Origin of the sequence: Polaribacter sp. Hel1_33_78 (assembly GCF_900106075.1) — a bacterium.
Lineage (GTDB): Bacteria > Bacteroidota > Bacteroidia > Flavobacteriales > Flavobacteriaceae > Polaribacter.
The window spans coordinates 2,295,734-2,319,017 of sequence record NZ_LT629794.1 but is presented as its reverse complement, the minus strand read 5'-3'; the positions used below and the strand labels follow the sequence as shown (position 1 = coordinate 2,319,017).

At 31.9% G+C, this 23,284-nt stretch carries 23 protein-coding genes; 7 read left to right on the top strand and 16 right to left on the bottom strand.

The features are described from left to right. The first annotated feature begins 44 nt into the window (after positions 1–44). Both BLT88_RS10030 and BLT88_RS10025 read left to right on the top strand, forming a co-directional pair. Entirely contained in the window at positions 45–2,534 is a 2,490-nt protein-coding gene (locus tag BLT88_RS10030; RefSeq protein ID WP_172824303.1) for a M14 family zinc carboxypeptidase, read from the top strand. 250 nt (positions 2,535–2,784) lie between these two features. Continuing rightward, a complete protein-coding gene (locus tag BLT88_RS10025) occupies positions 2,785–2,943 on the top strand; it encodes a YqaE/Pmp3 family membrane protein (protein WP_081958178.1) in 159 nt (52 codons plus the stop codon). A 141-nt stretch (positions 2,944–3,084) separates the two neighbouring features. Here the strand turns inward: BLT88_RS10025 and BLT88_RS10020 are convergent, their stop codons facing one another. The 3 genes from BLT88_RS10020 to BLT88_RS10010 all read right to left on the bottom strand — a co-directional run bounded on the left by BLT88_RS10020 (position 3,085) and on the right by BLT88_RS10010 (position 4,492). Beyond that, entirely contained in the window at positions 3,085–3,423 is a 339-nt protein-coding gene (locus tag BLT88_RS10020) for a tRNA-binding protein (RefSeq protein WP_091954566.1), read from the bottom strand. Between the two features lie 3 nt (positions 3,424–3,426). Next, positions 3,427–3,891, bottom strand: a complete 465-nt coding sequence (locus BLT88_RS10015) for a DUF962 domain-containing protein (protein WP_091954564.1) — start codon at positions 3,889–3,891, stop codon at positions 3,427–3,429. A gap of 64 nt (positions 3,892–3,955) precedes the next feature. Further along, positions 3,956–4,492 carry a YfiT family bacillithiol transferase gene (locus BLT88_RS10010; RefSeq protein ID WP_091954563.1) on the bottom strand — a complete coding sequence of 179 codons (537 nt, stop codon included), beginning with the start codon at positions 4,490–4,492 and terminating at the stop codon, positions 3,956–3,958. A 377-nt stretch (positions 4,493–4,869) separates the two neighbouring features. On the opposite strand from BLT88_RS10010, the gene BLT88_RS10005 reads away from it, so the two are divergent. From BLT88_RS10005 to leuB, 5 genes are all read left to right on the top strand, one after another. After that, the gene (locus tag BLT88_RS10005) at positions 4,870–5,790 is read left to right on the top strand and encodes a 1-phosphofructokinase family hexose kinase (protein ID WP_036786975.1); all 921 of its coding nucleotides are present in this window, start codon (positions 4,870–4,872) and stop codon (positions 5,788–5,790) included. 387 nt (positions 5,791–6,177) lie between these two features. Further along, positions 6,178–7,578 carry a 3-isopropylmalate dehydratase large subunit gene (gene leuC, locus BLT88_RS10000; protein WP_091954561.1) on the top strand — a complete coding sequence of 467 codons (1,401 nt, stop codon included), beginning with the start codon at positions 6,178–6,180 and terminating at the stop codon, positions 7,576–7,578. Positions 7,579–7,676: 98 nt separating this feature from the next. Beyond that, the gene (gene leuD, locus BLT88_RS09995) at positions 7,677–8,276 is read left to right on the top strand and encodes a 3-isopropylmalate dehydratase small subunit (RefSeq protein WP_091954560.1); all 600 of its coding nucleotides are present in this window, start codon (positions 7,677–7,679) and stop codon (positions 8,274–8,276) included. A 22-nt stretch (positions 8,277–8,298) separates the two neighbouring features. Next, positions 8,299–9,819: an alpha-isopropylmalate synthase regulatory domain-containing protein gene (locus tag BLT88_RS09990; RefSeq protein ID WP_091954558.1), complete on the top strand. Its 1,521-nt coding sequence runs from the start codon at positions 8,299–8,301 to the stop codon at positions 9,817–9,819. Between the two features lie 81 nt (positions 9,820–9,900). After that, complete coding sequence (gene leuB / locus BLT88_RS09985; protein ID WP_091954557.1) at positions 9,901–10,956, top strand: 3-isopropylmalate dehydrogenase; 1,056 nt, start codon at positions 9,901–9,903, stop codon at positions 10,954–10,956. 982 nt (positions 10,957–11,938) lie between these two features. Here leuB and BLT88_RS09975 read toward each other — a convergent pair. The 13 genes from BLT88_RS09975 to BLT88_RS09915 form a co-directional block, all read right to left on the bottom strand. After that, positions 11,939–12,172 carry a hypothetical protein gene (locus tag BLT88_RS09975; RefSeq protein ID WP_157691199.1) on the bottom strand — a complete coding sequence of 78 codons (234 nt, stop codon included), beginning with the start codon at positions 12,170–12,172 and terminating at the stop codon, positions 11,939–11,941. A gap of 74 nt (positions 12,173–12,246) precedes the next feature. After that, positions 12,247–13,152: an alpha/beta hydrolase gene (locus BLT88_RS09970; protein ID WP_091954541.1), complete on the bottom strand. Its 906-nt coding sequence runs from the start codon at positions 13,150–13,152 to the stop codon at positions 12,247–12,249. A 154-nt stretch (positions 13,153–13,306) separates the two neighbouring features. Next, positions 13,307–13,978 carry a DUF6796 family protein gene (locus BLT88_RS09965; RefSeq protein WP_091954539.1) on the bottom strand — a complete coding sequence of 224 codons (672 nt, stop codon included), beginning with the start codon at positions 13,976–13,978 and terminating at the stop codon, positions 13,307–13,309. Positions 13,979–14,103: 125 nt separating this feature from the next. Further along, positions 14,104–14,646 (bottom strand): DinB family protein, encoded by a 543-nt coding sequence (locus BLT88_RS09960; RefSeq protein WP_091954538.1) that lies wholly within the window; start codon positions 14,644–14,646, stop codon positions 14,104–14,106. A 206-nt stretch (positions 14,647–14,852) separates the two neighbouring features. Beyond that, complete coding sequence (locus tag BLT88_RS09955) at positions 14,853–15,560, bottom strand: hypothetical protein (RefSeq protein WP_091954536.1); 708 nt, start codon at positions 15,558–15,560, stop codon at positions 14,853–14,855. Between the two features lie 117 nt (positions 15,561–15,677). Further along, on the bottom strand, positions 15,678–16,016 hold the full coding sequence (locus BLT88_RS14535; protein ID WP_091954535.1) for a T9SS type A sorting domain-containing protein: 339 nt from the start codon (positions 16,014–16,016) through the stop codon (positions 15,678–15,680). Next, on the bottom strand, positions 15,916–17,127 hold the full coding sequence (locus tag BLT88_RS09945; protein ID WP_091954533.1) for a VCBS repeat-containing protein: 1,212 nt from the start codon (positions 17,125–17,127) through the stop codon (positions 15,916–15,918). The genes BLT88_RS14535 and BLT88_RS09945 overlap by 101 nt, the downstream gene beginning before the upstream one ends. 186 nt (positions 17,128–17,313) lie before the next feature. Next, positions 17,314–17,979, bottom strand: coding sequence for a hypothetical protein (locus tag BLT88_RS14400; protein WP_231959973.1), 666 nt, complete (start codon positions 17,977–17,979; stop codon positions 17,314–17,316). 119 nt (positions 17,980–18,098) lie between these two features. After that, complete coding sequence (locus BLT88_RS09935; protein WP_091954532.1) at positions 18,099–19,322, bottom strand: hypothetical protein; 1,224 nt, start codon at positions 19,320–19,322, stop codon at positions 18,099–18,101. A gap of 274 nt (positions 19,323–19,596) precedes the next feature. Then, the gene (locus BLT88_RS09930) at positions 19,597–20,220 is read right to left on the bottom strand and encodes a DUF4870 domain-containing protein (protein ID WP_231959972.1); all 624 of its coding nucleotides are present in this window, start codon (positions 20,218–20,220) and stop codon (positions 19,597–19,599) included. Positions 20,221–20,320: 100 nt separating this feature from the next. Then, the gene (locus BLT88_RS14530) at positions 20,321–20,707 is read right to left on the bottom strand and encodes a transposase (protein ID WP_368086557.1); all 387 of its coding nucleotides are present in this window, start codon (positions 20,705–20,707) and stop codon (positions 20,321–20,323) included. Positions 20,708–20,730: 23 nt separating this feature from the next. Further along, the gene (locus BLT88_RS09920) at positions 20,731–22,191 is read right to left on the bottom strand and encodes a PKD domain-containing protein (protein ID WP_157691197.1); all 1,461 of its coding nucleotides are present in this window, start codon (positions 22,189–22,191) and stop codon (positions 20,731–20,733) included. Positions 22,192–22,484: 293 nt separating this feature from the next. Continuing rightward, a complete protein-coding gene (locus tag BLT88_RS09915) occupies positions 22,485–23,282 on the bottom strand; it encodes a hypothetical protein (protein ID WP_091955756.1) in 798 nt (265 codons plus the stop codon). Between the last annotated feature and the right edge of the window lie 2 nt (positions 23,283–23,284).

The following is a 23,284-nucleotide window of genomic DNA, read 5'->3' as shown; positions in this document are numbered from 1 at the left end:
TTTTTGAATTCTTATATTTGGGAGGTAATCAAACTTTTATTAAGATGAAAAAACTAATCGTATTCTTTCTATTTCTATCCATTTCAATATCAGCTCAAAAAGTTGATTTGTCTTACTATTTACCAAATAACGTAACGTATAATAAAAGTGTTCCAACCCCTATAGAAATTATTGGGCATGAAGTAGGTGAATGGCATGTTACCCATGACAAATTAACAGAATATATGAAGGTTTTAGCATCCTCTTCTGATCGAATTTCGATAGAGACCAGAGGTACAACCTATGAAGGAAGACCATTGTTATTATTAACAATTACTGCACCTGAAAATCATAAAAACATAGAAGAAATTAGACAAGCACATATTAATGCAACCAATAATAGTTCTGTAGATATTTCAAAAAATCCAATTGTTGTGTATCAAGGATTTTCTATTCATGGAAATGAACCAAGTGGCTCTAATGCAGCTTTAGCTGTTGCTTATTATTTGGCTGCTGCAGAAAATATCGATGATTTATTAAGGAATACTGTTATTTTATTTGATCCATCTTTTAATCCAGATGGTTTGCAACGTTTTGCGTATTGGGCGAATATAAATAAAAGTAAAAATATAAACCCAGATCCAAATGATAGAGAGTATAATGAGATTTGGCCAAGAGGTAGAACCAATCATTATCAGTTTGATATGAATAGAGATTGGTTGCCAGTTCAACTGCCAGAAAGTAAAGCAAGAATTGCTAGTTTTCATAAGTGGTTGCCCAATATATTAACAGATCATCATGAAATGGGTAGCAATGCTAGTTTCTTTTTTCAACCAGGAATTCCTTCCAGAACAAATCCGTTAACACCACAAATGAATCAAGATTTAACCAAAGAAATTGCAACATATCATGCAAAAGCTTTAGATAAAATTGGTTCGTTATATTATTCAGAAGAAAGTTTTGATGATTTTTACTACGGCAAAGGTTCAACGTTTCCAGATATCAATGGAAGTATAGGGATTTTGTTTGAGCAAGCCAGTTCAAGAGGACATGCTCAGGAAACAGTAAACGGAGTTTTAACCTTTCCGTTTACAATAAGAAATCAATTTACAGCAGCATTATCAACTTTAGAAGCTGCAAAAAATATGCGTGTTAAAATTTTACAATATCAGCAAGATTTTTACAAAGAATCTAGAAATTCTGGAGAGAAAAAAGCAATTGTTTTTGGTGACGAAAAAGATGGGGCAAAAAGCTTTCATTTGGCAGAAGTCTTAAAGCGTCATCAAGTAGATATTCATGAAATAAAATCTGATTTTTCGGTTAAAGGTAAAAAATTTAAAAAAGGATACAGTTATGTAGTGCCTATGAATCAGAAAAATCAACGTTTGGTAAAAGCTATGTTTAATGTGCGAAAAACATTTAAAGACAGTCTATTTTACGATGTTTCTGCATGGACTTTTAATCATGCTTTTGGTGTTGATTATGCAGAAAATATATCGCTTGCAAAAGCAGGTAGTGAAATCACAAATTTAAAAATAAAGAATGGAACTGTTTCTTTTAAAAGCGATTATGGTTATTTAATGCCTTGGAATGAATATTACACTCCAAAAGCTTTAAATGCTATTTTGCAAGAAGGTTTGCGTGCAAAAGTATCTATGAAGAATTTTAAAAATGAGGGTAATTCTTATGAATATGGAACCATTTTTATTCCAGTTCAAAACCAAAAATTAAATGCTACCGATTTATATCAATTTTTAAAGAATGCAGCAATTGCAAGCCATGTGCAGATAAAAGGAGTAGCCACAGGTTTAAATGAAGGTATTGACTTAGGAAGTAACAATTTTAGCGCCATTAAAAAACCAAAAGTGGCAATGTTAGTCGGAAACGGAATTGCAGGAAATGATTCTGGGGAAATCTGGCATTTGTTAGATCAGCGTTTTGATATGCATTTAACTCGTTTAGATATGAGTTATTTTACAAATATAGATATCAGTAAATACACACATATAGTGATACCTAGTAGTAAGATTGATAAAGTAGCTATTGATAAATTAAAAACTTGGGTTAAAAATGGTGGAGTTTTAGTTGGCTATAAAAATACTGCAAAATGGTTGTCGAGCAACAAAATGATTAGCTTACAATTTGATAAACAAAAAATGGATACCATTAAGAATGTTTCATTTGAAAATAAATCTTTACAGTCTGGCGCACAATATATTGGTGGAGCAATTTTTGAAGCAAATTTAGATAGATCGCATCCTATTAATTTTGGATATAAGAACGATAAAATAGCGTTGTTTAGAAACTCAACATTGTTTATTAAAGCTGATAAAAAGAGTTATAACAACCCAATTCAGTATACATCAAGCCCATTATTGAGTGGTTATATTTCCAAAGAAAATGCAAAAGTTATTAAAAATACAGTTCCCTTTAAGGTGCAAAGGTTAGGTAAGGGTAGCGTCATCGTTTTTACGGATAATACAAATTTTAGAGCTTTTTGGTATGGAACAAATAAGTTATTAATGAATGCTATTTTCTTTGGTGATAAAATGTAAGTTTTCCTTACAAAGAAACAAAGTGTAATAGCTTTGTCTCTTAAATTGTCAATTCGATTTATTTTGTAAAGAATGAAGAAAATTGCATTAAGAAGTTTTTAATAGCTCAAAAGTTGCAAATTTTAAATTTGCAACTTTTGAGCTATTATTATTATTATAATACCCTCAAATATTTGAAGGTATCGAAACGTAATTATGTAACAAAGTCAATAGTTAAACGTCTTATTGATATAAACAAATAAATATATAAATGAGTTTTTTTAGAGTTTTACTAGCCATTGTTTTTCCGCCTTTATCAGTATTAGGAAAAGGTTGTGGTTCTTTCTTCATTATTCTATTATTAACCCTTTGTGGCTGGATTCCTGGCGTGATTGGTGCTTTGGTAATTTTGAATAATCCTAAAAATTAATTACTTATTTAGTTTTAATTCTAACTTGTGCATGATTATTCTTAAATTAGGTTGATGAGTTTTTTGAAAAAATATTAATAACAAATCATATTATTTTTTATCGAAGTAGTATCACTTGTTAAGCCGTGAAAAAGTTGAAATTTAACAAATCTGCTCTCCGTTTTTAATTCCTTTTGAAGCTTTTAATAAGACAACATTTCCTTCGGTATTATGAACACCCAAGACTAAACATTCGCTCATGAAATTAGCAATTTGTCTCGATTTAAAATTAACGATTGCAGAAACTTGTGCATTTAGTAAATCCTCTTTTGTATACAGATCTGTTATTTGAGCACTTGATTTTTTTATCCCTAAAGCACCAAAATCAATTTTAAGTTGATAAGCAGGTTTTCTTGCTTCAGGAAAATCATTGACATCAACAATAGTTCCTATTCTAATATCAATTTTTAAAAAGTCTTCAAATGTAATTTCGTCTTTCATCGTTTACTTTTTTTTTCCTAATTTTTGAATTACCCATAGAGGACCAATCAATAAAAATTCTAAATCTTTTAAAAAAGATGGTTTTGCCCCTTCTATTTTATGTCCATAAAATTGGCCAATCCAAGCCACCACAAAAATAATGATTGATGTATATAGCAAGTTTACCTGATTACTCAACCAAAAATTCCCAACAATACATACTAGAATTACAAACAACATTTCCATAGCATACCAAAACTCTAAACGTATATAAAAGATAGAAATAATAAGGCCAATAACTACGGCCCAGTTTTCGAGTAGGGGATTAGATAAGTTTAATATGTTTTCTAAAATTACATTTGGTATGCTCATTAGTAGGCCGATAATACTAAAAAAAATTAATGGGACACAAATGTAATGTATGGTTTGATTTGTTTTATTTTGATGACTTAAAGCGTATTCATCAAAATATTCTTTAGCAGTTCTCATATAGTAAAATTAAAAATTAAAGATAAGTATTTTTATAACAAAAAAACAAAATTGGTAAGGTCTCTTATTTCCAACCTTTATGAATTAGCAACTGATCTATATGTGCAAAATGATGATTGCAATGCCAAGCATATATGCCTATATTTTTTTTTAAACTAACTTCTTTATTTTCTGAAGGATGTATAAATTTTTTTTCTAACTCCTGATCAGTTAATCCTCTTAACAAATACACCCATGTAGCATGCAAAGCTTTTAAGGAATCAAAAGATAGGGAAATAGGGGCAGATTTAGAATCATGCAGTTCTGCCCAACGTTCTTCAAAATAGGCTTTAATAATTGGTGTATCTTCTGTTAAAGCCCATTTAAAGCGTATATAAGAATTGTGATGACTATCATAACAATGATGCACAACTTGCCTAATCGACCAGCCTTTCGCTCTATAAGGGGTATCTAATTGATTATCGGATAACGATCGTGTTAAGTACTCTAAATTTTGAGGGAAAGTTTCCAATACAAAAATCCAATCCTCAATGTTTTTTTTGGTGATTTGCTTTGGAATATTTGCCATTCCTATGGGATATTTAATAGTGTGTAGGTTCATTTATTATTCACTTATTTTCGTTAAAACTCGCTGAGAACTTCTATTTTCCACAATAATCGATAAGGATTTTTTAAAGATCACAATTGCACTCGCTGTATCTTTCTTCAAAAGATAAACCTCTCCGAAACTATTAAAAATATTTGAACTTTTAGGGTGTAAGTTTGTATTTATTTTAAAAACCTCTAAAGCAGTATTAAAATTATTTTTTTTAATAAAAGTGTACTCAAAAGCTTAAAGTCACCTGCTCTAATAAAAGAACTTAAAGCTTAGTCAAATTCTTTCATTTTAAAATATTAATTAGGCATTTTTTCAACATAAAAAAAGCTTTTAAATCATCAAAAAAAGTACCTTTATCATTCTTTTTAATATATGAAAAAATGAAAGTAGTTACGTTGACCATCAACCCAGCTTTAGATAAAAGTGCAAAAGTAACAGAAATGATACCTTTTGATAAATTAGAATGCCATGATATTACATATCATCCAGGAGGTGGAGGTATAAATATCTCTAGAGTTTTGCATAGATTAGGGATAGAAAGTCATTGCTTATTTCCTTATGGTGGTAAAACTGGCGAGCATTTAATCGAATTATTACAAGAAGAGCATGTATCTGTATTTTCAACACCAATTTCAATTTGGACTCGAGAAAATTTTGCCGTTTTTGATATGAAAACAGGTTTGCAATTCAGATTTGGAATGCCAACAGCTTCTTTTTCAGAGGCTGAAATGAAAAATATAGAGCAATTAATAAAGGAGCAAGTGGCAGACGGAGATATTTTTGTAATTAGTGGCAGTTTACCTAAAGGATTGCCAACGGAGTACTATTCAAAAATCATTCAAAATTTAACATCAAAAGGCGTAAAGGTAATTGTTGATACGTCGGGGCCTGTATTTAGTGAGGTTTTAAAAAATGAGTTATTTTTAATAAAACCCAATCAAAAAGAATTGGCACGTTTGGCAGGAAAAGAGTCATTGTCTGCAAAAGAACGAGAAGAATTTGCAATGCAATTGGTAACGTCCAACATTGCAAAATATGTAGTGGTTTCTTTAGGGAAAGATGGTGCATTTATGGCGCATAAAAACGGCATTGAATACATAACAGCACCTGTAATTTCTGTAAAAAGTACAATCGGAGCAGGAGATAGCATGGTAGCAGGTTTAATTTATGGTATTACTCAAAACGAAACTCCAAAAAACATGTTACGTTGGGGAGTTGCTTGCGGGGTATCAGCAACCCTAAGTGAAGGTTCAGATTTAGCGCACAAAGAAAATATTGAGAAAATTTTGAAATTGGTATAAGTTATGTTAAGATCAAACTTGGTCAAACAAGAAGTAGGAGTTAGCGATTTACAGAAATATAAAAAAATCAAATGCGATAAAACTAGTTGTAATATTTAATTTTCATACTTTTATTTCTCCTAGAGATTAAATTTTTATGGAAAGTCCAATATTCAAGACTTCTCTTTCATCATTGAAAAGAAAATACTCTTAAGTATAAAAAATCACAGTCCTTCAAAATAAATAGACATCGTATTTTTTAACAATTTAATTTATTGTTAATCAGTTAGATAAAACTTTCCTCAACGGTTGAATATAATGCTTGAATTATTACGAACTACAGCAAAACACAATAAAAACGTTATTTTTGAAAATTGATTATAATTTGAATAGTTAAAGAAGAAACAAATGGCAAATACATTATTTGACAAAGTATGGGATTCACACGTTGTTCGTCAAGTTAAAGACGGACCAGATGTGTTTTTTATAGACCGTCATTTTATCCATGAAGTTACAAGTCCCGTAGCATTTTTAGGATTAGAGAGTAGAGGTAACACCGTAGTTTATCCAAAGCGTACATTCGCAACTGCAGATCATAATACACCTACTATAAATCAACATTTACCGGTAGAAGATGCCTTGTCAGCAAATCAATTAGACGCTTTAGAAATCAATGCTGCAAAACATGGTATTTCTCACTGGGGTTTAGGAGATGAAAATAACGGAATTGTGCATGTTGTAGGTCCAGAAAACGGAATTACTTTGCCTGGTGCCACGATAGTTTGTGGAGATTCTCATACATCTACGCACGGAGCGTTTGGAGCGATCGCTTTTGGTATCGGTACATCGGAAGTAGAAATGGTTTTATCTACTCAATGCATTATGCAACCAAAACCTAAGAAAATGCGTATCAACGTAAATGGTAAATTAGGTTTGGGAGTCACACCTAAAGATGTCGCTTTATACATCATTGCAAAACAAACAACTTCCGGAGCTACAGGTTATTTTGTAGAATATGCAGGAGATGTTTTTGAAGATATGTCTATGGAGGGCCGTATGACTGTTTGTAATCTATCTATTGAGATGGGTGCTCGTGGAGGTATGATTGCTCCAGACGCTAAAACTTTCGAATATATAAAGGGACGTGCTCAAACTCCGAAAGGAGCAGATTGGGACAAAGCCATGAAATATTGGGAAACTTTATATACTGAAGAAGGGGCAGCGTTTGATGTAGAATTTAATTATCAAGCGTCAGATATTGAACCAATGATTACCTACGGTACAAACCCAGGAATGGGAATGGGGGTAACAAAATCGATTCCAACGGCAGAAAGCTTAGAAGGTGGTGTAGAAACTTATCGAAAATCTTTAGGATATATGTCTTTTAATGAAGGCGATTCTATGATTGGTAAAGAAATTGATTTTGTATTCTTAGGTTCCTGTACTAATGGACGAATTGAAGACTTTAGAGCATTTTGTTCTATTGTTGAAGGGCGTCAAAAAGCAGACAATGTTACTGCTTGGTTAGTTCCAGGATCTCATAAAGTAGTAGATCAAATAAATAAAGAGGGCTTAGATAAAATTATTACAGAGGCAGGTTTTGTTTTGAGAGAACCAGGTTGCTCAGCATGTTTAGCAATGAATGATGATAAAATTCCAGCAGGAAAATTATCAGTATCGACATCTAATAGAAACTTCGAAGGAAGACAAGGACCAGGATCTAGAACATTATTAGCATCACCTCTTGTTGCGGCAGCATCTGCGGTGGAAGGAGTTGTAACTGACCCAAGAACATTACTTGTTGGATAACAGTCTAGTAATCGCTTTTAGTGAAAAATGATATCTAAAAAAAATAAATAAACGAATAAACATTGCCAATTGAAAATGGGTAATGAATACTTAAAAATATGGCTTACGATAAATTTCAATTATTAACAAGTACAGCATATCCGCTACCAACAGAGAATGTTGACACAGATCAAATAATTCCTGCTCGTTTTTTAAAAGCAACAGAACGTGTAGATTTTGATGTCAATTTTTTTCGTGATTGGAGATACAATCAAGACGGAACACCAAAAGCAGAGTTTCCATTAAATAAAGAGATTTATGCAGGTTCTAAAATTTTAGTTGGAGGTAGAAACTTTGGTTCTGGCTCATCAAGAGAACATGCAGCTTGGTCTGTATATGATTTTGGATTGCGCTGTGTTATTTCATCAGCATTTGCAGACATTTTTAAAAATAACTGTTTAAATGTAGGTGTTTTACCAGTGCAAGTTTCAGCTGAATTTGCAGATACTTTGTTTGCAGCAATTATGGCAGATCCAAAAACAGCCATTAAAGTTGATTTACCAAATCAAACGGTAACTTTAGTAGCCACAGGTGAATCTGAATCTTTTGTAATTAATGCTTACAAAAAAGACAATATGTTAAATGGTTTTGACGATATAGATTACTTAAAAAATATTGAAAACGAGATTACAGCTTTTGCTGAGACAAGACCATTTTAAAAAGTTTTTTTTAGGTTAAAGTATGGGAAGTAGAAAGATTGAAATAATGGACACGACACTGCGTGATGGAGAACAAACATCAGGGGTGTCGTTTTCAGTTTCTGAAAAGTTAACAATCGCAAAATTATTACTGGAAGAATTAAAAGTAGACCGTTTAGAAATTGCATCTGCTCGTGTTTCTGAAGGGGAATTGCAGGCTGTTAAAAAGATTACTTCTTGGGCTCATGAAAATAGTTGTTTGGATAAAATAGAGGTCCTGACTTTTGTTGATGGTGGAAAATCAATTGAATGGATGATCGATGCTGGCGCAAAAGTACAGAATTTATTAACCAAAGGTTCTTTAAATCATTTAACGCATCAACTAAAAAAAACACCTGAGCAACATTTTTCAGATATTAAAGTGGCTATTGACCTAGCAGCGGCAAATCATATAAAAACGAATATATACTTAGAGGATTGGTCTAACGGAATGCGCAACTCTAAAACTTACGTATTTGAATATTTAGATTTTTTAGTGGCTCAAAATATAGAACGTGTTTTATTACCAGATACCTTAGGGGTATTAACGCCTAAAGAAACTTTTTTATATATTGATGAGGTTCGTACAAAATACCCAAAAATTCATATCGATTTTCATGGTCATAATGATTATGATTTAGGAGTTGCTAATGTAATGGAAGCTGTAAAAGCAGGTGTAAATGGATTGCATTTAACCATTAATGGAATGGGAGAACGTGCAGGAAATGCTCCAATGGCAAGTGTTTTGGCGGTGATTAAAGATTTCTTAACGGATGTAAAAATTACAACAAACGAAAAAGCACTTCACAAGGTAAGTAAGTTAGTAGAAACATTTTCAGGTTTTAGAATTCCGGTAAATAAGCCTGTAGTTGGAGCAAATGTCTTTACGCAAACGGCAGGGATTCACGCAGACGGTGATAATAAAAATAATTTATATTTTAATGATTTAATGCCAGAACGGTTTGGTAGAAAACGGAAATATGCATTAGGGAAAACATCCGGAAAAGCCAATATTCAAAAGAACTTACAAGATTTAGGTATCAGCTTAAATGATGAAGAATTAAAGAAAGTTACTCAAAGAATTATTGAATTAGGAGACAAAAAAGAAGTTGTTTCTCAAGAAGATTTACCTTATATAATTTCTGATGTTTTAGATAGCGACACAATTGAAAAACGTGTAGTTGTAGAAAATTATGTTTTAGGGCATGCAAAAGGAATGAAACCATCTACTACTTTACAATTAAGAGTTGAAGGTGTTTTATATGAAGCACACGCTCAAGGCGATGGTCAGTTTGATGCTTTTATGAATGCATTAAAAAAAATGTATAAAATTCACAGTAAAAAAGAATTACCCGCATTAATTGATTACGGAGTAAGAATTCCTCCGGGAAGTAATTCCGATGCACTATGTGAAACTATTATTACTTGGAAAAGAGAAGAAAAGGAATTTATAACCCGTGGTTTAGATTCAGATCAAACAGTATCTGCAATAAAAGCTGCAGAAAAAATGTTGAATATCATTTAAATAACATTTGCTTTTTAAGCGTAGGTGATTTGTTGAAATAAAAAATAAAAGACTATAAATACCAGTCAAAAAATTAAAAAAATGAAATTAAATATAGCAGTATTAGCAGGAGATGGAATTGGTCCTGAAGTAATAGACCAAGCCGTAAAAGTATCTAATGCGATCGCAAAAAAATTCAATCATGAAATCAATTGGAAACCAGCTCTAACAGGTGCTGCTGCAATTGATGCAGTCGGAGAGCCTTATCCAGATGAAACACACGAAATTTGTGAAGCTTCAGATGCTGTTTTATTTGGTGCAATTGGTCATCCAAGATTTGATAACGACCCTTTAGCAAAAGTTCGTCCAGAGCAAGGTTTACTGAAAATGCGTAAAAAATTGGGCTTATTCGCAAACGTAAGACCAACATTTACATTTCCTTCTTTGTTAGACAAATCTCCTCTAAAAAGAGAACGTATTGAAGGAACTGATTTGGTTTTTTTACGTGAATTAACTGGAGGTATTTACTTTGGTGAAAAGGGTAGAAGAGATGCTGGAGAAACTGCATTTGATAATTGTGTGTACACAAGAGCTGAGGTAATTCGTTTGGCAAAAAAAGGTTTTGAATTAGCAATGACACGTTCTAAAAAATTATGTTGTGTAGATAAAGCAAATGTTTTAGAAACATCTCGTTTATGGAGAGAAACCGTGCAAGCAATGGAAAAAGATTATCCAGAGGTTACGGTTTCTTATGAGTTTGTAGATGCAGTTGCAATGCGTTTAGTGCAGTGGCCAAATAGTTATGATGTTTTAATTACTGAAAACTTATTCGGAGATATTTTAACAGACGAAGCTTCTGTAATTTCTGGATCTATGGGCTTAATGCCAAGTGCATCTCTTGGTTTAAAAATAGGTTTATTTGAGCCAATCCATGGTTCATATCCACAAGCAACTGGATTAAATATTGCAAATCCAATGGCAACGATCTTGTCTGCAGCAATGATGTTTGAAAACTTTGGTTTACAAGAAGAAGGAAAAGCAATTAGAGCTGTTGTAAACGATGCTTTAAACGAAGGCATTGTTACGGAAGATTTAGCAGATGGAGGAAAAGCTTACGGAACGAAGGAAGTAGGAGATTGGTTAGCGAAAAACGTCTAAAAATTTAGACCATATAAAACTAAATAAAAGTATTTAATTTCGGATACTTTTATTTAGTTTTTTATTTTTCCCAACTATTTGGTATATAATAAGTCGCTTATATAATAAAAAATTTGGCAATTATAAAGCGATTACAAATTTTTGCATAATTTTTTAAAATTTGTTTAAAGTTATGATTGAAGACTTTATGAGCTAATGATCTTCATCATTCTTATAGTATTTTTATATATTCTGCTAGAAATTTTGTGTTCAGCTTTTAGTAGCAGGCTTTTTTTGTAGAAAGAGGCTCGTAGAACATGATAAATAGCAGTTTTGTTTTTAAACAAAGAAAGAGCAAAAAAGCTAGCATTAGTTGTAGTTTCTAATAAACTACTAAAACAGACTTTTGCCATAGTAAAATTAGTACATTCTTATCATGCAAGCTATGTTTTAGTGCTAAGAATTAAATAACTACTAAAAAAAATAAAGTGCTATGTGTGGCTTGTTGTATTGAAAATAAATCGACATTGGAGATGTATTCTAATTCAACAATGCAAGAAAAAATATTACCAAAACTTAATAAAGAAAAAGGTTGTTTTTTAGCTCAATTCTTTATTTTAAAAATGTTTTTCATTTCACTATTGGCAATTCGATACATGAAAACCATTAACTAAATAATTGGTCGAAGTTCCACCTGCAAAGGATTGTGAGCGTAAGATTTCAGACAGTTCTGGAGGTTGTACCTTGAAAATATCAGTAAAACTATTTAATCTGTTATCGACAGTATTAAAAATGCCACGGCCATTAAGGCCCACAAAGTGTTTGTCGTTTAATTGAGATTCTTGTGCTAATCCAACATTATACCCATCTCTAATCTGGTTGTCTTTGGAGTCGAGCAACAGTGCCACATTATTTTGTTGTTTGCGATCGTCAAAACCAACGAAATTCTTATTATACGACTGGGTGATGTCAAAGCTCGTTTGAAGTTTTTCAAGACCGAAATTTAAGGATACATTGCTGCTGTAGCGGTATTCTTCGCCTTTAGTAAAACTAGAAGCAGCGGTTCCATTGAGTTCCTAGCTACTGCTTTTTTAAGTCGGATATTAATGATACCTCCTGATCCCTCTGCTTCATATTGCGCACTAGGATTGGAAATGATTTCAATAGATTCTATAGTGTCAGACATTAGACTCTGTAAAAAGGTAGTTAAATCATTTCCAGACAAACGGGATTGCACTGCCCCTTGTTTTATATTTTTACTTTCGTTTCATCACTTAAACCGCTATTATTTATGCACATTGTTGGTAATAGTTATTTTTTATACAAATATAATAATCCATCATAAATTGCTCTTGATAACACGGAATGATGGTTAGTATTTTTAACTGGGTCAAATTTATAACTCAAGTTTTCAAGTTTTAATTCAGTTAGAATTAAACTTATATCATTATTTGAAGTTTTAATACCATTGATTTCTTTTTCTCCATAACTATGATAAAGTCTTATTTCGTTTTTTGAATCTTTAAATTTTTCAAATTTTCCTTTGCCAACCAATTCCGATGAATTCCAAGATAAAGAGGCAGAGATTATTAGTAAATCCTGGAATAGTTCCGGACGATTTTGTAAAGTGTAAAATCCAAAAAGACCTCCAAAAGAATGACCAAGTAAACCTCTTCGTTTATTAAGATTAGGATATTCTTTTTCTACAAATTCAATTACTTGATTCTCTAAAAAAGCTAAAAATAAATTTGCACCTCCAGTACTTTCTTTTCCGAGTTGATTTCCACTTCCAGTTTTGACAGTAATTTTAATGTTATTATCTGGATTGATTTTTTTTAAATCTTCTAAAAGTCCAAGATTTCTAAATTGCGAAGGAGTAAAATCCATATCTCTTTGCTTATGCCAATCTTTTTGAGTGCCGTTTAATGAAATACCAACAAAAACAACATCTTCCACATAATTACATAAATCCAATATAGTATAAGAACCAAGAGTAATTTCTGCAAGCCAATAAGCATCTAAATAATAAAGCGTTTTATATTCTTTGTCAGAATTATAATTCCTGGGAAAAGTTATTTTTAGAATATATTCGTCTTTATCTTCTGAATAGACTGTATAATTCTTTGTTTTATATCCTAATTCAGTTTTTTGTCCAAATAGATTAAGGAATAAAAATAAGAATCCGATTACTGTAATTTTAAGTTTAATGTTCGTCATTTCTAATTATGGCTAAAGTATTGGTGTATGATCTCGTTGCGTGTTTCTAGCAACTAATTTAGTAAATAATTAGCGACCAAGAAAGTCCGCGAGGACTTTTGAAAGTAGGCATGAAGCCAGCAAATAAATTATATACGGTGTTGTATGTTGTGCTTTATTCACTAATTATTTCGGATTTTTTGATATTCCATAATGCAATTGTCGATGCTGTAAAAAAGATAACCAAAATGATGTTTAAATAACCTCCTTTTATTATAATCCAAATGTCGTTTTGTAAATACTTCGTAACTAAATCCTCAATCAAAAATGGAATAAGTGGAAAAAAAAGGATAATCCATCTTGGATATAATGTTTTTCTTTTCCATACCTGACTAATAAATAGAATGGATAAAATTCCGAACAATGGATATACGAATAATCTCAAAATTTCGTTTGTTTTTTCAGACAGTAAAACAGCCTCATTTATGTCAAGACTATGTTCAGTCGCTAATTTTGCAGTTGTCGCAATAGCAAGGAATGCTCCGTGAACGATTCCATATGATATTAAGATACTTCCGAAAGAAATCAACGTACCATTTCTGAAAATTGGTTTTGTTGTTTTAAATGCATAATAAACTTGACCTAATCCAAGCATATAAAACCAAGCTGCAAACAGCGCACAAACTCCACTTGCAATAATTCTAAAGTCAGAAGCATTTCCCATATTCTGCTTTAAACTCATATTGACTGGGTCATAATACAAAAGCATATCTCCAGCTAATAAAATCAATCCACCTAATATTCCAAAAACTCCTAAAACTCTAATCCAAAACTGACTCATTTTCATTTATTACAGGTTTATTTTTCGGCATTGCATACAACATGTTTGTTTACAAAAACCGCAACCAACTTTGTTTAAGCACTAATTTAGTAATTTTTAATACACGGGCTTGTGCATAATTAATAATTCATTTATCTAGATTTTAAAAACTCGTTTATTTTTTTCTTTTGCTTTTCGTGATGAGCCATATGAAATGCAATTAGTGTAAACCAGTCTTTCGTATTAATATCTCCGAACATTAGATGATAATGTTTATTTTTCCTTTTACTTTTCAACAAAGTCTCCTTTAGGCTATTTACTTCATTTATAAATTGTTTAAAATCTTTAATCAATTCAGTCTTGTTTTGTTTTATAGGTGTAAAATCTTTTACTAATGGTTTTGGAAAGTTCTCCATTTTAATTTTCATATTAATTTTTTTTATTCCTACATTAAAAATAACAAGTCCTTTTATGTTTTTTCTTTTCTTTCTTTCTACTTCAGTTGTTACACTTTTTTTAAAATTTGGTATTTGATAGGTTCTAGCAACTTTTATTATGTGATCATATAGTTCTGATATAGACCAAGATCCTTCAAAAGGGTTTATTAATATATCTTCTTCATTTTTCTCTTCTAAATCTTCTAACCAAGTATTCGCAACCTTATTAAAATAATCGAATGTTTTTGACTTGTTCATTTATGTTTTTTGATTAATATTTTAATTTTTAGAATTCTATAGCCATATTTCAGTACGGGTCATAATTATGCACAATGAATTGGTTTATGGTTTTTTACGTGGTTTAAGCACCTAATTTAGCAAATATAAACCGAATAGAAAATTCGCGAGGATTTTCAGAAGTATGCGAATAAAAGCAATTACTTATAGCCATTGTTCTCTGTAGTTTATTGTTTTTCTAATTTCACTTTAATCAAATTATAATAGATGGTTGTAGTAGCTTCAAAACCAGAATCAGTGCCAATCACTAAACATAATTCACCTGAACCATTTGTGGAAACTGTAAGAATATCATTAGCCACTAAGTTTTTCAGAGTATATTCATTTTGATTAGTATCATTAGAAAAATCTCCGATAATAACCATATCTGAACCACTATTTGCTTGATTGTTTTTGTCAATATTCATTTGATAAAATCCTGATTGATTGACTTTTTCGGGTTTTGTTATTACAGCACCTGCTTTAATTGTAACACCCTCTCCTGGAGATCCTCCAACCCCAACTTGTTCATCTGCAACATCACTGGCAAACTCAATTTCATAAGAAACTCTATAATCGGTATTCGGCTTAAGTCCATTTATTTGTCTTCTAATAAACATAAATAAATCGTCAGAATGATTATTTCCTGATTGTTTAAGTGCTCCTGAGTTTGTGTTTAAAGGTGTTGGTAAATTAGAGAGTTCGTAGCTTAATTCATAAAAACTCTCTTCACCTACAGGATAATCTGCGAAGTCACCTTCCCAAGATTGGTTGTCATTTTGAAAATCATAAGTTAACTCTAAAGTTTCTGGATAAGTAATAACGTTTTCATTTTCTTTATTACAATTAAAAAGTAGAAAAATTAATGTTAGAAATAAAATAAGTTTTGTGTTCATAATTGAATGTTTTTTCTTGTAGATGCACAATATTTAAAATGGATGTGTCAAAATTACAGAGAAAGGTTTGGCTAAACTGCGTTTCAATGCAGTTTAGGTTTTGTTAGCAAATCGTTTTTATTTTAAAATCAACTTTGATGCAGAAGTTGAACGGTTGGTTTTAACAACTATCATATATATTCCTGGTGGTTGATTTAATGAAATTTGGCTATTTGGGCTCAAATTGTCCTCAGAAAAGACCAACTCACCAATTAAATTATATATTTTGATCGATGGAGTAAATGTGTGGTTGGTCTGGATATTTAAGATTCCTGAAGAAGGATTAGGGTATAGTAATATATTTTCTCTATAACTATCAGTTGTATTTTTCAGTTGAAAGAGTTGTGAGCATATTCTCGTAAACTCTTGGCTTGTATATATCAGCAGATAACTGAGCAATTCCAATGATAATTGCATCTAGATCATTGTCATTGTCAATATCTCCAAGGGCTGTTGAGGATAAATAAAGTGTTTCCAGTGTATCCACTAAGCTAAAGTTGTTCATACCTTGATTTTCATAAATATGAGCTGCAAATGTTTGCCCTCCTACCGAGCCAGTTACCAAGACATCCATATCATTATCATTGTCAAAATCAGCAAAGTCGACAGTACCTAAAGCTGTTTGAATAAAAGGTGTTCCAACTAGAAGATTGAATGCACCGGTACCGTCATTTAAATATAGTTGACAAATAGGCACACCAGAATCATTCTCTCCGTTTATGAGTACATCTAAATCACTATCGTTATCGGAGTCATCTATAGCAATGGCAGCAAAATCAACATTTTCAAAAGGTGTGTTGCTTACCAAACTAAAATTGCCTGCCCCATCATTTTCATACAGCGTTGTCTTTTTTTGATTGCTGTTATTCTTTCCTGCTAGAATAAGATCCAGATCATTATCATTATCCATGTCAAAAAAAGCAGAGGCTGAACCTCCTTCAGAAAGAAAAGGAGTGGATGTCATTTCAGAGAACCCTCCTGTGCCATCATTTTGGTAAAGTTTTGAAAATATCAAATTGTTGTTGTCACGGCCAGTCATAAATAAATCCAAGTCTCCATCATTATCTATATCCGCAAATTCAAGATTGCCCCCTATAGATGGTTCAAAAGGTTGGGTGGTATCTGGTGTGAAATTACCGCTTCCGTCATTCAAGTAAAAATGGACATAATAATTTGCACTACCATCTCTTCCGGTAATCAGCAAATCTTGGTCAGTATCTCCATCAACATCCGCAAAAGCTATTTTTCCTCCTTCCGACCAATTAGAAAGTCCAGTTCCAATTATTTCGGTAAAATTCCCAAGACCGTCATTGCTGTATAATGTGGTCTTGCGGTTAGTCAATTGAGCATCGGCACCTGTGATTATTAAGTCAAGGTCACCGTCATTGTCGATATCAGCCATGGCACAAGAGCCTTGCCTGGAATCATATAAGTTGTTTACGGTTGTATCTTCTTGAAAATCTATAGATTGAGCAATAGATGTAATAGGAGATAAAACAATTAAGATAAGTAAAGTATTAATTTTCATTTTCTGATATTATTTTTTGTTTGCTAACAGATTGCTATGATCCGGTTTTTTTTGCCAACCAAACTAAAGAAGTTATTTAAAAATCACTTCACGCCTAGGCGTGAAAATAGGCTTTGGGTTGAAATTATTTGTAATTATAATTGTCTATAACAGCCATTAACTATAAAGATTGTTGTATGTCGTTATTTATATTTCACTCATTAATTTTTCAGAATTCCAAACAGTTGTAAATTCCTCATTTAAATTATCAAGTGTTGTCAAATGTATAGTTTCAGAATTATACTTTTCTCCGTTAATTCCAATTCGGTCAAATGTAGCAGTTGCATCTGAAATTAGATAGGTTTCAAAACCACTATTTGCTTTATTGTTTTTGTCCATATTCATTTGATAAAATCCTGATTGATTGACTTTTTCGGGTTTTGTTATTACAGCACCTGCTTTAATTGTAACACTTTCTCCTGGACTTCCTCCAACCCCAACTTGTCCACCTGCAACATCACTGGCAAACTCAATTTCATAAGGAACTCTATAATCGGTATTCGGCTTAAGTCCATTTATTTGTCTTCTAAAAAACATAAATAAATCGTCAGAATGATTATTTCCTGATTGTTTTAGTGCTCCTGAGTTTGTGTTTAAAGGTGTTGGTGAATTGGAGAGTTCGTAGCTTAATTCATAAAAAATCTCTTCACCCAAAGGATAATTCGCGAAGTCACCTTCCCAAGATTGATTGTCATTTTGAAAATCATAAGCTAACTCTACAGTTTCTGGATAAGTAACAGCGTTTTCATCGTCTGTATTACAACTAAAAAGTAGAAAAATTAATGTTAGAAATAAAATAAGTTTTGTATTCATAATTGAATGTCTTTTCTTGTAGATCCAAAGTTGCGTCAAAATTACAGAGGAGGTTTAGTGTATGTTACCCTTACATCCCGGGGGGTGCTATGCACTATACATATTGTTATCTACAGGCTTTAATTTCCTAATTTAAAAGTTAAACCTCCTCTCATTATCCATCCCTTATTTAATTGTTCTCCAATAGCGTATCCTGTTGATTTATAGCCCGCTTGAAATGTAAATCCATAGAGGTTTTTGTCTTTGCTAATATCATAATTAACAGTAGATATAAATTGACCTCCAAAGCCCTCAGATGCTATAAGTTTATCATTCTGATAAAACTCAATATTAGGTTGGTTCCAGATTTGTCCTGATAGGTTAAATGAAAGATAATCGGACGATTTTAAATTCCAAATATTAGCAGTGAATCGCCATGAATTAGGCAACGCAGCGTCTGAATGACTAAAACTAAACAGCATTAATTTAGAATCTAACTTAAGGTAATTCTGATAAACCAATTCAGGCCCATATGGTGTGTATTCAAATCTAAACCTAGGCAAATATTTAAGTCTTTTGCTTAGTTTTATCATACCTACTTTAGAGCTATGTCTTCCTTTGATGATATAATCATAAAAGACAGATTTCAGGGCATAAAAATTCATAGGATCGGTCAATAGTGCAATGAACGAATAGGCACGCATCTTTTCACGGGTAAGTGGTTCACCACCATATAGCTGATTTATGTTTTGCCTATATTGTATAGGGTCAGCACCTGGATTGGTAACAAAGGCTGTGTAGCCCGGCATATCATTGCTTCCATAAAGATAGGCAAGGCCAAAATTATAATTGAACTTCTCATCCAATAAAATATTTTTTCTCATTATATCTGAAAGGATAAGATTAGTTTCAGAACCACCTAAATTTATCATTAAACCCTGCTGATTTGTAAAATTAGACGGATATTTCAAACGTATAAAAGAGAATTTATTGGTGAAAGGTGGTGGCATATTGTACACAATTTCATCAATTGAACCGCCTGCCTCGAGCATTCTGTATCCATGACCAAATCTTTCATGATTCATCGTCATCGCAAAATCAGTTATTAGATAATTGGTAAAAAATAGTTTGCTAAAACGAAAAAGAGGGTTGATAACTTTAGCGAAATTATTTTCAGTTTTAATAATTTTTTTCGGCATGAACAATGAGTCTGCATAATCGAGTAAATGAAAACCTGCATTAATATTTTCTCCGGCAAAATTTTGTCCTAATTGTTTTTCATAGATTATGTTATATCTAGATTGTGCTTTTCCTAAAATGGTAATAAGCGATAAGAAAATGGTGAGAATTAATTTTATTTTCATTTGTTGCTTAAATATAACCTGTTTTGTATAAGATTTGTGCGGCTTAAAACCCGGAGGTTTTTCAGCCTAGTACAAATGTTAGTTGGTTGTTTTGGTTTTACAATTTTTCTTTAAATATGTTATAAATTTTATACTTTGTTGGGTGTATGTGTTATTCATGAGACTTTTTGATTCAATTGATACACAAAATTTTAATGATTCTTTCTGTATTTCAACAAATAAGTTTCACTACTTTTTATTTCTTTAGGTATATAGTTTTTCTGATAAACAGAACCTATCTAATAAAAGTCATTGTTAACGGGTATGTATAAACACTGCCGTCATTTGCTTTTATGGCTCCAGTAATTGTAAATATTAAAGAGCAAATTCCTAAAATAATTAGCAAGGGTATTCCAATTAGAATAAATGAAAGAATTGAGCTAATTACTAAGTATATCAAGCAACTAATTAACCAATTCAAGATATTCTTACCCTGTTTGTCAACTAATTCACTTTGGCCTTTATTTGAAGCCCACATTGCAATAGGCAATACAATACCAGCTAGTGGAATTAAGAGACTTGCGAATTGCGATAGGTGCAGTAGCATACAGAATTGATTCTGTTCCATTCCCCATGGTTTAAATTCTGCACCCTTTTTGTAATTATTATTGAGTCTTTTATCCTTGTTTGGTTTGTGGAATCTTGAAAGAATAATAACTATTATGAGACCAGTGAGACCAGATAGTATACCACCAACTACAGCCATTATTAACCAGAAAAGAGGATACAAGAGATTTCCTGCCGTTGCGCCCAAATCTACGATATTGTTTTCTGTTAAGTAAATACCGTGCTTGCCTCCAAGATATAAACCAACAATAACAAATATGAATACAAAAAATATATTTTTTAGTAATCTCATTTTAATTCTCTCTAAATGGTTAGTTTTTAGTTTTTTTAAAAATTAGTCTAGTTTTCAGTAATGTCTAGTCCTGAAATATGGCTACAGTTTAAAATTGAATTTAGGCTGATAATTTATATACCATATTAGGTGTTTTAAAGGCTAAATATAAGTGTAATCTTATTTCGTTGTATAAATTAATTGCTTTTTTTGCAGTTCTTTTAGCGTTATCCACGCTATCAAAAGTTTGATCGAGATAAAATTTATCTTTTAAGATGCCATTTACACCTTCTGCCATTGCGTTTTCGTAACAATGATTTTCTTCCGCTATACTAATATCTATCTTTTTTCTTTTAAGTATTTGTGTGCAAACATTGCTACAATACTTTATTCCTATGTCTGAATGATGTGTTAGCCCATTAATATTTTTAGCTTGGTAAATCGCTTTATTAAGTGCTCTAACACTTCCTTTAAGTTTTAATCTATCACTAACATCATAACCAACTATTTTTCTAGAGTAAATATCCGTTATTATTGTATTGTAACTTGGATTATGTCACTAGATGATTTAGATTCTATAACTTCTATTGTGACTCCTTGGTAAGTGTAAATATCTCCAGCTATCATAGGTGCATTTTCTTTCATGCTGCCAGTATTAGAATTTTGTAAAATCCTTAAAGGACCTTGACCTCTTGGTACAGAAGTATCAATAACATAAACTAGCGCTCCTTCTTTTCGCATAGAAGAGTCGAAACCCTTCTTTTTTCTACTCTCGATTAAAATAGCTCTGTTTGAGTTTAGAGGCACTGATAATGCCTTTATTCCTCCTTCAGTAGCTAACTCTTGTATTTCTATAGTTATCGATCCCTCTGAATGGCAATAAATTTGTGAATCATCAATCCAGCCTAGTAACCATCTTTCATATGCAAAAAAGCCTGGTGCTTTTCCTGATTGTATTCCCATAACTCCAAAACCACCAACGTATCTGTGATTATTAGAGTTACTGTAAGGGTATAAGTCAAGTAGCCCTAAAGAGTGTCCCATTTCATGTGCAAGCCAAATACCTCCCCAATAATTAAAATCGAATCCAGAAGTAATTCCAGTTAGAATACTATTTCCATCTGCATTTATAGCGAAACTATCATTTAGGGATCCAAAAGTTGGGCCATATTCAATTTCGGAAGCATCAGGATTGGACATTACTAACACAATATCTGTATCGCTAAAATCAACTTGGTCATCTGCCAAATCAACCGCTTCTTGAATAAATGAAAGATGTCCAGAAGAAGAATTTAGACTTTCAGCATATTGTGACGAAACCGAACTAAGTCTTAACCAAGAACGGTATGGCAGTAGGTTTATTTCCATTTTACCGTAGGACATCTCTTCGTAGAATTCAGTATTAATATTTTCTAATAAATTAAAAATAGAAGTTGTTGTTTGAGAAGCGACAGCGTCAGGGAAGTCTACAAATAATACTTGAATATTAACTTGTCCTAGTGATGATGATGGCCCATTATTAGGGAAGCCTATATCTACATAATCATTTGTAAATATTTTATCAAGTTTACACAATTGCGTTTCTGGCACTTCATTTTCGTCAAATAAAGCTAATACATCGATCAAATTTTCTTTTTCTATAGTTTCACTAGCATCGTCTTTAGAGACAGCAAGAGATACTTTAAAAGTACCCTGTTCACTATACGATATTACAGGATTTTTTTCATTAGATGTTGCTGGGGTACCTCCTTCAAAAGTCCAACTCCAACTCGTTGGCTCGCCTTCAGATTTTTCTGTAAAACTTATTTGCTTACCTTCTATGATTTTGTTCAGGTTTGAAGCGAATTCAGATTTTAACGAAACTATGGTATTTGTATCAGAAACTATGGTATTTGTATCATTTGACGAATCATCTGAACAGCTAAAAAAGAGTAACAATATAGCTAAAGTAAATTGGATATTTTTTTTTAAAAGGCTTATTGAATTTTTCATAATCATTAGATAAATTTATTTAATTTTAAGTGTTTTGAATAATTATTCTCGTTTAACATTACTTATTCAGGATTAGGACTGTCAAAATGGTGTGCAACGTCTCCGTATATGAAACGAAGCGTGTAAAAAAGTACTTGTATTCAGATTATACACGGGCCGAATTTTTATATTTTGTTTCTATTTTTCAATTCTATAAGCCAAATTTAAAAATTTGGAGGTCTACTAAAATAGTTGTAAACCTTTCGATTTAGTTCTTATTAGCTATGTTTTATATACATTGTTGCATGCTGTTTTTATTTCGATTCCTTTTGTTTGTTTTGCGTAAAAATTGGTTTTCCATTTAAAGCTTGAACTAATGTTGTGGTAGCAAGAACTGCGTAAAGCAATGAAATAATGATAGTGGCTTTTGTATTTTTAAAGAGATAAAAAGAAAGCAATGGAAGTAGCTGTAAAGCGTGCATTCCAATAAAGTGCGAAACTCTTAAATCACCTACAGTTTTGCTCCAACCTATAATCCACCAATTTGAGTTATCATTTATTGCACCAACGCTATGACTCATCTGAGAGCTCATTAAAGCGCCTTCAAATGAAAAAATAACAAAAATCAAGATTCCTAAACGAATTGCCCAAATAAAATGACTTGGTAAATTTGGAAAGGACTGTGTAAAAAAGAGGAAGCCAATATAAGCCGAATAGAGTGTAACGATTACGGCCGCCAAACCCATTAACGAATATAATATAGAATAAAGTGGTGTGTCAAAGTTGAAGTGTGATAATTGTCCTTTAGAGGCTTGAAAAGCAATATAAGTAAGTTCAAAACCAAATAAAATGATTACTGTCCAATTGAAAGGTGTTACATTAAAATTTGACAAATAATGACAATACCAAGCCATTGTCCAAGCAAATAAACCTATTGAAATAGCAAATTTTAACGGCTTAAACCAAGCGTTTACTCCATGAACTTGGGTAGTTGTAAGTTTGGTTAAAAAGATAAATATTATTGAAAGAGATAAGCAGAACAAACCAAAATAAAACAAGGATTCGTTCCTAATTTTCAATTCCTTAATAAAATTTAATGTTCCTTCAATCATTC

Excerpts from the sequence above, each read along its gene's own strand:
- BLT88_RS10010 (WP_091954563.1), bottom strand. The coding sequence starts at position 4,492 with ATGAACCTACACACTATTAAATATCCCATAGGAATGGCAAATATTCCA.
- BLT88_RS09915 (WP_091955756.1), bottom strand. The coding sequence starts at position 23,282 with ATGATTGAAGGAACATTAAATTTTATTAAGGAATTGAAAATTAGGAAC.
- BLT88_RS09920 (WP_157691197.1), bottom strand. The coding sequence starts at position 22,191 with ATGAAAAATTCAATAAGCCTTTTAAAAAAAAATATCCAATTTACTTTA.
- BLT88_RS10015 (WP_091954564.1), bottom strand. The coding sequence starts at position 3,891 with ATGAGAACTGCTAAAGAATATTTTGATGAATACGCTTTAAGTCATCAA.
- BLT88_RS09945 (WP_091954533.1), bottom strand. The coding sequence starts at position 17,127 with ATGAAAATTAATACTTTACTTATCTTAATTGTTTTATCTCCTATTACA.
- BLT88_RS10020 (WP_091954566.1), bottom strand. The coding sequence starts at position 3,423 with ATGAAAGACGAAATTACATTTGAAGACTTTTTAAAAATTGATATTAGA.
- BLT88_RS10030 (WP_172824303.1), top strand. The coding sequence starts at position 45 with ATGAAAAAACTAATCGTATTCTTTCTATTTCTATCCATTTCAATATCA.
- leuB (WP_091954557.1), top strand. The coding sequence starts at position 9,901 with ATGAAATTAAATATAGCAGTATTAGCAGGAGATGGAATTGGTCCTGAA.
- BLT88_RS09990 (WP_091954558.1), top strand. The coding sequence starts at position 8,299 with ATGGGAAGTAGAAAGATTGAAATAATGGACACGACACTGCGTGATGGA.
- BLT88_RS10005 (WP_036786975.1), top strand. The coding sequence starts at position 4,870 with ATGAAAGTAGTTACGTTGACCATCAACCCAGCTTTAGATAAAAGTGCA.
- BLT88_RS14400 (WP_231959973.1), bottom strand. The coding sequence starts at position 17,979 with ATGAATACAAAACTTATTTTATTTCTAACATTAATTTTTCTACTTTTT.
- BLT88_RS09965 (WP_091954539.1), bottom strand. The coding sequence starts at position 13,978 with ATGAAAATGAGTCAGTTTTGGATTAGAGTTTTAGGAGTTTTTGGAATA.
- BLT88_RS14535 (WP_091954535.1), bottom strand. The coding sequence starts at position 16,016 with ATGCAATTATCATTGGAATTGCTCAGTTATCTGCTGATATATACAAGC.
- BLT88_RS09960 (WP_091954538.1), bottom strand. The coding sequence starts at position 14,646 with ATGAACAAGTCAAAAACATTCGATTATTTTAATAAGGTTGCGAATACT.
- BLT88_RS09935 (WP_091954532.1), bottom strand. The coding sequence starts at position 19,322 with ATGAAAATAAAATTAATTCTCACCATTTTCTTATCGCTTATTACCATT.
- BLT88_RS09930 (WP_231959972.1), bottom strand. The coding sequence starts at position 20,220 with ATGAGATTACTAAAAAATATATTTTTTGTATTCATATTTGTTATTGTT.
- leuD (WP_091954560.1), top strand. The coding sequence starts at position 7,677 with ATGGCTTACGATAAATTTCAATTATTAACAAGTACAGCATATCCGCTA.
- BLT88_RS09970 (WP_091954541.1), bottom strand. The coding sequence starts at position 13,152 with ATGACGAACATTAAACTTAAAATTACAGTAATCGGATTCTTATTTTTA.
- leuC (WP_091954561.1), top strand. The coding sequence starts at position 6,178 with ATGGCAAATACATTATTTGACAAAGTATGGGATTCACACGTTGTTCGT.
- BLT88_RS09955 (WP_091954536.1), bottom strand. The coding sequence starts at position 15,560 with ATGAACACAAAACTTATTTTATTTCTAACATTAATTTTTCTACTTTTT.
- BLT88_RS10025 (WP_081958178.1), top strand. The coding sequence starts at position 2,785 with ATGAGTTTTTTTAGAGTTTTACTAGCCATTGTTTTTCCGCCTTTATCA.